General features: G+C 48.7%; 7 protein-coding genes. All 7 read left to right on the top strand.

What is annotated here, in order from left to right:
• The first annotated feature begins 88 nt into the window (after window positions 1-88).
• The 7 genes from Q7V32_RS04685 to Q7V32_RS04655 all read left to right on the top strand — a co-directional run bounded on the left by Q7V32_RS04685 (window position 89) and on the right by Q7V32_RS04655 (window position 12,934).
• The gene (locus Q7V32_RS04685) at window positions 89-3,673 is read left to right on the top strand and encodes a hypothetical protein (protein WP_304895823.1); all 3,585 of its coding nucleotides are present in this window, start codon (window positions 89-91) and stop codon (window positions 3,671-3,673) included.
• 323 nt (window positions 3,674-3,996) lie between these two features.
• Entirely contained in the window at window positions 3,997-4,719 is a 723-nt protein-coding gene (locus Q7V32_RS04680) for a hypothetical protein (protein WP_304895822.1), read from the top strand.
• A 595-nt stretch (window positions 4,720-5,314) separates the two neighbouring features.
• Window positions 5,315-6,736, top strand: a complete 1,422-nt coding sequence (locus Q7V32_RS04675) for an undecaprenyl-phosphate glucose phosphotransferase (protein ID WP_304895821.1) — start codon at window positions 5,315-5,317, stop codon at window positions 6,734-6,736.
• Window positions 6,737-6,748: 12 nt separating this feature from the next.
• Entirely contained in the window at window positions 6,749-7,849 is a 1,101-nt protein-coding gene (locus Q7V32_RS04670; protein ID WP_304895820.1) for a polysaccharide biosynthesis/export family protein, read from the top strand.
• A 110-nt stretch (window positions 7,850-7,959) separates the two neighbouring features.
• Entirely contained in the window at window positions 7,960-10,332 is a 2,373-nt protein-coding gene (locus Q7V32_RS04665; protein WP_304895819.1) for a polysaccharide biosynthesis tyrosine autokinase, read from the top strand.
• Window positions 10,333-10,335: 3 nt separating this feature from the next.
• Window positions 10,336-11,577 (top strand): O-antigen ligase family protein, encoded by a 1,242-nt coding sequence (locus Q7V32_RS04660; protein ID WP_304895818.1) that lies wholly within the window; start codon window positions 10,336-10,338, stop codon window positions 11,575-11,577.
• Between the two features lie 19 nt (window positions 11,578-11,596).
• Complete coding sequence (locus tag Q7V32_RS04655; protein WP_304895817.1) at window positions 11,597-12,934, top strand: lipopolysaccharide biosynthesis protein; 1,338 nt, start codon at window positions 11,597-11,599, stop codon at window positions 12,932-12,934.
• Window positions 12,935-12,987: the final 53 nt, after the last annotated feature.

Below are 12,987 nucleotides of genomic sequence, written 5' to 3'. Positions count from 1 at the left end.
TTTAATCCTAATCAAACTACCCGGTTTATTTTCATATTGCTTCGGTAGAGTAATCTCAACCGCAACGACATGAAAGGCAAGTTGTTTGATGAACTTTTCGACCCTTTTTCCTTTCCTTGAAAAAACATTTTGGCTGGCATTAGTGATTTTATCGGTTTCAGGCTCTGACGGATTTACACAATTACCGGTCCCAGATACAGCGCACAATCCTGAAATTCTTCTTGAGTTGGGCAAGGAGTCTTCATTGCCTGCTGTTCACGATCATTCCAGAATTGTGTTTAACGGGCAGGTTTCAAACCATGACGAAACCACATCGATTCAGGAAGGAAAGGATGAGATTAGCTCTTTGCATTCCGGGTTTGGACATTGGACGGTCGGTTTTCGTTTTAACATTAATCCCGGCTTATTAACCAAACCTCACCGTTTTAAAGCGCGTTGGAAGCAGGGGGGAGAACCGGATGTCTGCGTGCAGAGTTTTGAAATTTGGGCGGGGCCCGAATCGAAAAGGTTGGAGAAGCGCTCGGTAGTAACGATAAAACCAAAAGGTTGGGATTATGCTTGGCTCAGTGCCGATGAGCCGATAATTTTCAAAGCGGATGATACCGTCATTGAGGTGCGTAATAGCGGCGCGGGTCATGATGCCAAAGTCTTCGATGCCTTCTTGCTCAGTCCTGTTCTGCCGATTCAGGGATCAACTGACAATCCTCTGGTTTTACTGGAATTAGGCAGCGCACCCTTTTTTGCGTCCATGGAAAAGGACCCTGCAGTGCAGGTTCAGACAGGGACGGCCGCCAAAGGTCCAGGAACGGAGTCACTGCTGACCGAAAGGGATGAAGTTCAGGTATTTCATCAGGGCTTTGGAACCTGGAATGCAGATTTTCGTTTCGAACTCACACCCGCCGTTATGCCGGGGCTTTATCAATTCTTTGCGCGTTACAAAACGGGTGGAGAAGTGTCTCAGGTCAGTCAAAAATTCACGATTAAGGCCGGACCCAAGCCCGATGATCTGTCCATGCGCGGCGATTTTGTGTTGATCAACACTACGCCTTGGGAATACCAGTGGATAAAGGCCAATGGCGGATTCAACTTGTTTCCGGGTGATCGCTGGCTGGAGATCAGAAATAGTGGTAAGGCCGATGTCGCTAAAGTTTTTGACGCATTCCTGCTCCAGAAGAAATCGCAGTTGGATGATTGGATGGATACAGATCAGGCCCAGGCCAGACATCGTTTCCTGGCATTGATTCAGGCCGTTCCGGATGCTCCGCAACGCCTTTATGTGCTTGACGGTAAGGACAATGAGAATGACGTTTTGTTTAGCGGTTTGGTTGCCTGGGGTGTCCGTCAAAGCTATAAAAATCTTGCAGTAACCTATCTATCGGGACAATCTGCCGAAATCATGGCTCAAAGCCTGAATCTTTCCTCTTTGCCTGCAGCGGTAATGACGGATGATCATTACAGCATTTTGGGTGTTCTGACCCAGCCTGAAAATGAAGCGGACGTGGCGCATTTTCTTACTGATCCGGCTAATTCTGGCATTTTGCCATCGCCAATAAAGCTCAAACAATCAGCAGCGTCAACGCTTAGCGAGGGCGCGCCGGTTGCCTGGTTGGTTGGCGGTTTACAGGCGGGTCTTGCGGGTGTTTCAAATTTTGGAATAGATAACGAAACCGTGCTACGCCCTAATCCGGATCAACCCTATCTAAGTCTGCAAATGATGGGCGGAGAAATGAAGGCTTGGCGCATTGCCCGGACGCAAGCCGGTGGTGTTGCAGATATCGAGACTTTAACCGGACATTCCTACCTTTGGTCTCGCGGCAGCGGCTATGCCCAGCTGTATCTGCATGCCGACAAGGCCACAACAACGTTGCTGCACTTGAAACAATCGGGCATTGTCAGCCAGGGCTGGCTGGACGGAAAACCGTTCAATTTTACTGGTGATCTCGATACCCCGTCGGGGGTTTCGAAGGTCCAGTCCGGTTCATCCCAAGTTGCTGAACTGCATTTGCCCCAGGGATGGCATAGTTTACTGATAAAAATGGTGATGCAGCATGAACAAGGTCAACGCTTTAATTTCGCTGCTTTATTCACCGATCAGAGCGGCAGACCTATAAACAATATGCTGACACAACTGACTGATCCCAACGCTGATCTCGAGTTAAATAAAATCGCTACAAGGCTGCGCCCGCTAATCTTTGTAGAAGCGCCTGCAAATCTGCCCCATCCGGGCGAGATGATCAAACTGCGCGTAGACATGCGGTGGCATCCTATTTTGGAGGAAACCAGCTTGCCTGTGCCGCTACCTAGATTCAAGGCACAGTTGCGTTTGCGCTTGGTCGACTACAGCGGAAACGATGTTGCCGTTCGGGAAGTTGAAGGTTTGTTTCCGGGGCAAATTGAAGTTGATTTCGGCAAGCTTGAACACCCCGGTTACTATGCCGTTTATTCATCGTTACATACGCCAGATGGCCGCTTGATCATGAATTATCCCGCCGATGGGTTTTCAGTCGTGCGTGGCAACGCCGCTCAGAAACTGAGATTGGAAAGGAAAAAGTTATGGAACAACAATTATTATGCCTTGGCTGACGGCGATAAGAGCTTTATGCAGCAAGGCGGCTATTTTTCATGGCTGGAACGGATGGGTATCTTTAAGAGTGTCGGCAGTTATCCGGGTTTTGATACGAAGTATAAAGATCAGTGGGAAGATGCCAAACAACGCGGCCTGGTCTTGTTTGCCGATTCTTCGGGCGATAGCCCATGGCTTAATGATCATCCTGAAGAAGCTAAAAATTTCATTAATCAGGCGGGAGCCTTTACGCGGTTTTTCAAATCGACCAACGAGATCGATATTCGACTAGAACCTGAATGGCAAAAGTTGCGTGACCCTGCTCATTGGGTGGAACGAGCCAAGCGAGAATATGAACAGGCTCATCAGCGGCGCAGTGATGCCCATTACGTCGGCGGTAGTTTGGTCAGGCCTGGCGATAAGGAAGGTGCTGGGCAGTGGTTCAGGCAAGTTTTGCAGTTAGGGTTGGATCAATATCAAGACGCTTGGGATATTCATGCTTATCCTCAAAATGCGCCACGTTTTGAAGGGCCCATTGGCAATAGTGACGTGGAAGACGAGTCAGGCGTTCTTGCTGCTTATGCCGATCTGGGCAGCAAGAACCGCTTGCCTTTCTGGCTGGGAGAAACCGGTGCGAAGGCCATGCATGGATCAACCGGACGGCGCTGGCAGGCAGAGCAGGTTGCAAAAATGATCGCCTGGGTCAACAGTCGCAGCAATTACCTGGGTTTGGCTTTTTGCATCGGTCACGAATACGATCTGGCTTATGGCCGAATCTGGGATTATTCGATGGGACATAAACCGGGCGAGGCGGCTTTATATACGGCCGGTGCTTTAATCGACGGTTTATCCTATACAGCGATAGACACTAAAGACGACCACATTCAGGCGGCTTATTTTGGCGAAACCTTCATGATTTGGCGTGCCGATGAAGTCTCTTCTACTTGGCAACTGCCGCTCGATGAAGCTAAATCCTGGGTACTGGTGGATGTGGTTGGCAGGCAGCAGGCATTAACAGTTAATGCCTCAGGCCTTGCCGACATACCGATTTCTTCCAGCCCGGTTTATGTGCTGACGCGCTCGGACTATGATCGATTGACACAGTTTTAAGCTTCGATAATTACACGATTTGTAATTATTCAGCGTAGGTTGGATTGCCTTTGTTTTGTTGCTCCTCTGAATAGGTGCCATGATTTTTTGGTGTATCTGCTTACCTTCAATTCCAATAGGGGGGTCGTTATACCCATCGTAGATCGAAATTCGGCACCGGGTTGCCCGTCAAAGGACGCCGTAAATACATCCATGTAGGCTCTATACCAGCATCCATGCTGGCAAAGCCTTTGCCGAACACCCCGTTGCCTCCTTAGACACTGCCGAAATTTGAAGTGCGAAAGCTATACTTTATGGGAACGATTGGACAACGTGGAGCAAGCATGCAAGCGCAACATAATGAACGACTTATCTGTATTGAATCATTTAACCAACGGAGTGCTTTATTTTTCCTGGTATTGCTGCTTAGCGCAGATATCATTTTTGTCGTGTTGCATTGTCTTAATATTGTCGTGCCAGGACTCAAAGTTCCTTTGCTGAGTTTGGAGACGGATCAAAGCTATGCGGAATTTTATCAATACATCAAATGGCTGTGGATTATCATCACCCTGGTCTTTATTTCATCAAAAATGGCTTCAAAGCAGTATCTTGCATGGGTAGTGGTTTTTGCCTACTTTCTTCTTGACGATGCTTTGCAGGTGCATGAGCGAGCAGGAGACATTATCGCCGGCAAGCTTGATTTTATGCCGCGGCTTGGACTTCAACAGCAGGATTTAGGTGAATTGGCGGTCTCAGTGATGGCTGCTGCAATACTGATTATTCCACTCTCATGGGCTTATATGACTGGTTCCAGGGCTTTTCGCAAGGTTTCAGAAGACATTGCGTTGCTGATTCTGGTCTTGATATTTTTTGGAGTTGCCATTGATATGGTGCATAGCGCGATTAATTTAGGCACTGTCATCGGTTTGCTGATAGGCCTTATTGAAGACGGCGGTGAAATGATCACTGTCAGTCTGATTCTTTGGTATGTCTTTCTGATGCTGGTTCGTGAAAGCGAGCCTGATCGTTATCTATGCGATTGTTTGAGGAAGTGGAAGGCGCAATAATTAACAGCAATTCCCAGTTTGATATTGCTGAATAATTAACCCTGATTTGTTATTGTCACGCTACTTTGTTAAAGCTTATTTTGCCTTGTAATAAGATTGCGATCCGTTCTTCAACAGTTTTCCGAAGGACCAGTGACTGATGGTTTGACAATCCGAGCATGACCGAAGGACTGGTCTTCAACGGCTTTTTAAAGCGTCCTCTCAACGCTCAGTAGCGATTTTTTTCGTAAGACTTACTGTTGGCCAGTTTGCAACCGGTCATAATAACCGTCAGGCTGGGTAACAAAAATGTCCTTATTACCAGATAGTCATCGGGATTTAATTCCTCTTACCACAGGTTCAAGCATCTGCGAATGGGCAGGATGCTTAAGTTGCTTGCCCATCCTATGCAAACCATTGCTTGCCGGGTTTTCACGCACTATTAATCCGATCTTCATCAAATCTTAATCAAACCTAAAGGTTTTCTCTCATCTTGCCTCTGTAATCTATCCCTCAATCGAAGCGATTTATGCAATACGCAGGTCGCGATGACTTTGGCGATGAAGGGTTTTAGCTCTTTATCATTGATCACAGACAGAATAGGAGTTTAACGAATATGCCACTCGGTTTGAGCAACATTTTCAACGGGCTCTTCAAGCAATATGGCCATACAGTAATCCTTTTGTTGCGTATCGTCGATCTGGCGATGCTGCTGGTTGCGGCTTGGGTGTCTCATTATTTTTGGCTACGGCAAGTGGTGATCGATCAGGATTACCGGATTGTGATTGCATTAGGGCTTTTGGCGGCCATTATCTTTTTTGAAATTGGCCAGGTTTACCGACCCTGGCGTAATGATGTCATGCGCGGAGAAATCGCACGTATCGTCAGAGCCTGGATATTTGCCGTCGTCTCGGTGATTACGATAGTGGCGTCGATACGGCTGCATTTTTGGTTCGGCTCCAGTTATCGCTGGATCATCACCTGGTGGTCGCTGGGTTTACTGTTTATTCTCACGGCTAGAGGACTTCTTTCCCAATTACTGCACTGGTTACGCTCTCGTGGCTGGTCTCAGGGTCGCATCTTGCTGGTAGGCCTGAATCAGATGGCAGTTGCGGTCAGCCGTCAATTGAATAATTCGTCCTGGGCAGGATTACAAGTGGTCGGTTATGTCGATGACCGGTCCGAAAACAGGCAATCGGTGGGCGATTTATCGCTGCTCCGGCTCGGTGAATTACAAGATCTGAACGCGATTGTCATTAGGGAAGCCATTGACGAAGTCTGGATTGCCTTTCCAGGCGAATCACTTGCCGAACGAGCGCAATATCAGTTGAGACATTTACCGGTCAGTATTCGTTTAGTGATCGATTGTTTTGCTTTCAAGCACAGTAAGTTCCTCAGTTTAAACACGGTGGCCGGTATTCCGACTTTGGATTTTTCGGTGTCGCCCCTCGATGGTATTAATCGCTACGTCAAAGAAATCATGGACAGATTGTCGGCATTAATCCTGCTCGTGCTGATCAGTCCTTTACTGTTATTCATCGCTATCGGCGTCAAGTTGAGTTCACCAGGCCCTGTGTTTTATCGGCAGGAACGGGTGGGCTGGAATAATCATTCATTTACGATGTTGAAATTCCGGTCTATGCCGGTTAATGCAGAAGCAGCAACCGGCGCGGTCTGGGCAAAACCCGGCGAAAACCGGGCGACTCGGTTTGGCGGATTCTTGCGAAAAACCAGTCTTGATGAACTGCCGCAACTGATCAATGTGCTCAGAGGGGATATGTCGCTGGTAGGGCCTCGTCCGGAACGCCCTGATTTTGTCGAAGTGTTCAAGGACCAGATACCAAATTACATGAAGAAACATATGGTCAAAGCAGGTATTACCGGCTGGGCACAAGTCAATGGCTGGCGCGGTGATACCGATTTGAACCGGCGCATAGAACACGATTTGTATTACATCCAGCATTGGTCGGTGTGGTTTGATCTGGAGATCGCTCTGCGCACCGTGTTGACCGGTTTTATCAATAAAAACGCCTACTAAGGAAATCCTGCCATGAATCGATTACTTCCATTGATGTCGGTTTTACTGCTGCCGGCCTGTTCCCTGACGCCCGGCATGACAATGCAAGCCGATAACAACTTATCGAATCTTGAGGTGCCGGTTATGAAAGACGGCCAGATGGTCAAGGCAAAAACCCGGATAGTGCCTATTACCGCAGATTTGATCATAGATAGGGAAAACTCCAGGCGCCAGGCAGTCAATAATCTGCCTCCGGTGGACATCAGTCAGGCGACTTACCGGATCGGTCCGCATGACAGATTACTGATTACCGTTTGGGATCACCCCGAGCTGAATGATCCCGGCGGTGAAAAGATACTTCCCGAATTGGCCGGAAAAGTCGTTGATGACGATGGCCAGCTCTATTATCCCTATGTCGGCACACTTCAGGTTGCCGGAAAAACGGTCAGCGAAGTCAGAAGTCTGCTGACCAGAGAGCTGTCCAACTATTTTAAGAGAGTCAAACTCGACGTTCGGGTGCTTTCTTACCAGAGTCATCGTGCTGCTGTGGTCGGTGAAGTCAAAATGCCGGGGATTCAGCCTTTAACTGAAACGCCATTGACGGTAGCAGAAGCGATCAGCCGGGCCGGTGGTGTGACCCAAGATGCCGATATGAGCAATGTATCGCTGGCCAGAGATGGCAAATTATACAAAATCAATGTGCTGGCGCTTTATGAACAAGGCAATACCACCCAGAACCTGCTGCTTAAAGCCGGTGATGTGCTGAATATTCCTGACAGTAAGGATAACAAGGTTTTTGTTATGGGCGAAGTCGGCAGGCAGCAGGCATTGCCTATCAATAAGGGCAAGATGTCCCTGGCACAAGCGCTGGCAGAAGCCTATGGGGTCGACTTCAATATGTCCAGGCCGGAAGAAATTTACGTGATTCGTTCAGGAGATATGAATCCTGAAATATTCCAGCTGAATGCCGAATCTCCCGACGCGTTGATTCTTGCCGATCAGTTTGCTTTGGAACCGCATGATACCGTTTTTGTAGGTACCGCCGGGGTGACACAGTGGTCCAGAGTGCTGAACCAGATTTTACCGTCATCCTTTACGGCTATCATGTCGCAAGCCGCAATGATGGGGCTCTAATGGAATTTAAAGGCATGAGACATCACAAAAAGTACGTATCCGGTAGGGTCAGCACTGTAGCGATTGACTCGCCAGTTGCGGCTTTTCAAACGAGTGAGGCATGAAAGACTATGTATCATAAAAATCAAGCAAGCACGGAATTACCGCCGCTTAATCCGTCCAGATTAGAGGAGCAGGGTGTCAGTATCAGAGACTATGTCGATTTATTGATAGAAGGTAAAAAGACCATTCTCAAGACTTTATTCTCAGTGCTGTTGATCACCCTGATCTATTTAGTCTTGGCGCCTCGCACGTATAAAGCCGATGGCTTGTTGAGAATTGACAAAAACAAGGCTTTATTGGCTGCGCCACTTCGAAGCGACACGAACGGAGCATCGGCTGAAACTGAAAGTCCCAGAGCGCAGCGCGAAGTGGAAATTCTCAGGTCACGATCGGTACTGGGTAAGGTAGTGGATGATTTGAATTTGGTGGTTGAATATACTCCTGCTTACTTTCCGGTTATCGGTGAGACATTGGCCAGGGTGCATAATGCCGATGACGGCATTGCCGAGCCATGGTGGGGATTCAATCGCTGGGCCTGGGGTGGTGAAAAGTTAAAAATAGCAACCTTTACCGTGCCTGATCGATTTTTGAATAAAGAGTTTACGCTGGTTGCTCTGGAATCAGGTCGTTTTCGCTTGCTCGGTCCGAAGGATGAAGCGCTGGTTGATGGATCTATAGGCGATACTGTTTCAATCAACATCGGAGAGACTGAGCCTGTCGTCATCAAGATTATTGAGCTTGAAGCCAATCCCGGCACCCATTTTGAATTGAGCAGAACCACCACGCTGGCTGCCATCGAAACATTACAAAAAGCCTTTACCGTTAGAGAGGTTTCCAAAGATACCGATATTCTCAGTGTTGAATTGAAGGGCCGGGATCCTGAGCAATTGGCCAAGTCCGTCAACGACATCGCCTCTTTCTATGTCAATGCTACGGTCAATTGGGAGTCTGCGGAAGCCGGTCAAAAGCTGGCATTTCTGGAAAGTCAGTTGCCGGTTGTCAAAGAACGGCTGGAAAAGGCAGAGCAAAGTTTGAGCGCCTACAGGCAAACGCATGGCGCCGTCGATATTCCGGCCGAAGCTGAAATATTGCTGAAACAGGCCGCCGAGATGGAGACGCTGAATATTCAGCTTAAACAAAAGTACGAACAGCAAAATCAGCATCTGGAAGCAGCTCATCCGGACATGATTGCTACGAAGGCCCAGATCAGACGCATTGACGCTAAGTTGGGCAATCTGGAAAAACGGATTAAAAATTTACCGCGCACTCAGCAACACATGGTCAGCTTATCGCGGGATGTTCAGGTCAATACCGAACTCTATACCTCGTTGTTGAACAGCGCTCAGGAACAGCGTATAGCGGCGGCAGGTTCCTTGGGAAACTCACGTATCATCGATTACGCCGTGACCCCTGAAAAACCGTATTGGCCAAAACCCGGTTTGATGCTGGCGATTGCAGGATTACTGGGATTCACAGCCGGATCGGCGCTGGTGTTTTTGCGCTATTCATTGCAACGCCACGATAATTATCCGGCTTTGTTGGAATATCAGGTGGGATTGCCGTTATATGCCGCTATTCCGCACAGCAAGAAGCAACACCGTCTGGCCAAACTCATCGGTCAGGGCAAGGATCGTCAGTCCGGTATTCTGGTCAGCCAGGATCCGCTTGATATTTCTGTCGAATCCTTGCGCAGTTTTCGGACCAATCTTGAGGCAACACTGGCCAGTAGTGAAAGCAAAGTCATTATGGTCGGCAGTCCCGCACCGGGCATGGGTAAGTCCTTTGTCTCCAGTAATTTGGCGGCCCTGCTGGCCAGTATCAAAAAGCGTGTGTTGATCATTGACGCCGATATGCGTAACGGCCGTTTGCATGAGACTTTTTCCATAAAAAACCAACCGGGATTGTCCGATCTTTTGGCCGGCAAGGCTTCACTGGGCGACATTATCGTCAGCCTACCGGATGTCGGCGTGGATTTTATACCCAGGGGCAGTATGGTGATGAATCCTGCAGAATTGCTGGTGATGGGGAATCTGGAAGAAACGCTGGATCAGCTGAAAAGCTTTTACAACCATATTGTAATTGATTCACCGCCCATTTTGGCGGCTACCGATGCGGCCATTATCAGCAAGCTCGCCGATGCCACATTTTTAGTCGTCAAGGAAGGGCGCTATACGGCGCAGGAATTGGAAGTCAGTTTTAGACGATTCCAGCAGGTCGGTGTCAAACCGAACGGATTTATTATCAATGATCTGAAAGAAGGCTCGTCATACTATCCCTATTATGGCTATGCCTATAACCGTGCCGGTGAAGATTCTAAAAGCGTACCGCTTTGGACGGCCAGTTATCAGGCGATGGGTGACTGGTTCGGCAGGAATAAGGATCCTGATTTTCTGCTGGCTTCAGGGATTGATGAAAATCCCGATGAGATAGCAGAGGTCTAAACGATGAGAATTAGCTTTGAAAAAGATTTACCGGTTCTCTTGTTCGCTCTGGTCAGCGCATCGACCCTGGCTTCGTTGCCGCAGGTCGAGTCTGCGTGGAATGGGGTGAAGGAAGTGTATGGCGAACAGGATTTTGGTTTGCGTATCCTGCGCGAACTGATGCTGGTTGTTTTGATCGGCTATGCATTTGTTGAACCCCGGTTGCGCAAAGGTGTTCTGACGGGATCGGTATTTGCTTTTTTGGGAATCCTGATTACTTATGTCTTGTTTGAAGTGGCTTATGCGCTGTATCTGGACCTGCCGCTGGTAGTGCCCATGGCCGGACTGAGAGTATTTGAATACCTGCCTGTCGCTTTGATCGGTTTTGCGGTCAGCCGTTTGGGGGCGGGTGAAACCGTGATCTACCGCTTTGCGTATTATCTTCGTTATTACCTGGTTCTCCAGACTGTCCTGGCGATAGCTCAGGCGTTGTGGGCGCCGCCTTTATTTGGTGTGTCAATTATGGGGGGCGGGCGCCCGTTTGGGACTTTTGTCAGCCCCAATCTTTTTGGCGCAACCATGGCGACCTGTGCGCTGCTGTTTTCTCTGGTTCCGTCTATGCGTAAATGGATGGCGGTCAGTGTATTTTTGGCCTTGTTGAGCGGTTCACGTACGGCGTTAATCAGTTCTTTGCTGGTCATCTATTTTCAGATTTACGCGGCACTTCGCCCTCGCGACCGCTGGGCCATGATCATGCCTGCGCCACTGCTGGCTGTGGGTGCGCTGATCATGGCGTCCAGCCCTTTGCTAAGTGGTCGTGATGATGCCGATCCTACCCAAGATGGACGCATCGATCTTTGGCAACGGGTGTTTTCGGAGCAAATCCATGGGCCTGCGGATTTATTGTTCGGCTGGGGGCTGGGCTTGAGTTCCAATACCATCAACATTCTTTTTGGTGCCGAACATTTTCATGGTCAATTCGATTCCGACAGCCTTTATCTATTTCTTTTGAACGGTTACGGATTGCTGGGGCTGCTGGCTTATCTGGCATTTCTTTGGACAACGGCAACGCTATCGGTTCACCCCAATAAAGTCCTGGTCGTGATGTTTATTTTTGTTGCCGGGCTCACTTTTAACATGTGGGAATATTTCCCCCAAAACGCAATGCTGATGTTTCTGTGGGGAGCGGTATTAGGCACGGGATACCGGCCGAAAACTCAGGCTTGGCAGGCTGTCTCCGGTTCGTATTACCCCAGATCGTCCTGATAATACGGTATTTTAGAAAATGAAACTGTTCCGGTTTTTAAGAGAAAAACAACTATTCGGCGATGCCTTCTGGGTCATTTTGGGCCAAATAGTTTCGGCAATTGCCTTACTGGCCGGCACCCGAATGCTGACCGAACTGGTAAGTCCTGAAATATACGGACAGGTTGCCTTGTTGAATGGTTTTGTTGCACTGGGTGTTGCTTTGTTTTCTTACCCTTTTATTTGCGCGGGCATGAGAATAGTGCCTGAATGCCAGAATGAATGGGAACGTGCCGAGTTGTACCAGGTTGTAGCAGGCTATGCGGCCCGATCAACCGCTTTGGCGGTAGCACTGCTGCTCGTTGGAGGCCTAATCTACCGTCATTTTTATCACAGCGATTTTATTCTTTATCTGCTGGCCGGTTTACTTTTGATCGTGACCGTGCGGCGAGAATTAGGGATTCAGTTACTCATCGGAGGCCGCAAACAACGCAGCGCAAGTTTGTGGCAGACCACTGACAGTCTTTTACGCCCTCTGTTGGCGATTTCGCTGGTCGTGTGGGGTGGTCAAAAACCGGAATGGGTATTGTTGGGGTATATCCTGGCGAGCCTGATTTCCAATCGGGTCTGGTCATTTGTTCATCGCAGTAAAACCAGGAAACAGATGCGCCCGTCCAGGATCCGTAATTTCAAAGCCGATATCTGGACTTATGCGTTGCCGTTGATTCCCATGGAATTGTTATTCTGGGTTAACGGCATGGGTGATCGCTATGTGATCGGTTATTTATTGTCGGCGGCGGAAGTCGGTTTATATGCAGCGACTTACATGATCATCAACGAAGCGTTTAATCGCAGCGCGATGGTTTTGTTACGTATCTTTCAGCCGGTTTATTTTCAGTACTGTTCCAGGAATCAGGCCAGGGAAGGTTTCAGAATTTTATGGATCTGGATAGGGTGCGTTGTCGCATTAGGGATCATCGGCGTGACCTTATTGCTGTTGTCCAAAGGCTGGGTGACCACCTGGTTGCTTGCCAAATCTTATCATTCTTCAGTCGAGTTAATACCCGCTATTGCAGTTGGGTGCGCGTTACACGCTTTGGGGATGGTGTTGTCTCAACCGCTGCTGGCAAACAAACAGACACGATTGTTATTGTCCGGACGCTTATGCGGCGCCTTGACGGCGGCAGTCAGTATTCCGTTGATGGTTATACATTACGGTTTGCCGGGCGCCGCATTCGCCAATTGCATTTATTTCGGCGTTGAAGCGATAGTCTTGGCAATGCTCGCCAAACCCTGGCGGATGACCGGCGGTTTTGAAACTGGCGATGGCAAAGATCGGGTGGAAGAGGCGGTGAATGGGTGCAAAGTTTCAACGTAGAAAAGGTGACACTTGTCAATCGACCCAGCCTGTCCAACATTAAAATTGAAGAG

The sequence above is a fragment of the Methylicorpusculum sp. genome (assembly GCF_030651835.1).
GTDB lineage: Bacteria > Pseudomonadota > Gammaproteobacteria > Methylococcales > Methylomonadaceae > Methylicorpusculum.
This window is presented reverse-complemented; position numbering and strand designations above follow the sequence as displayed.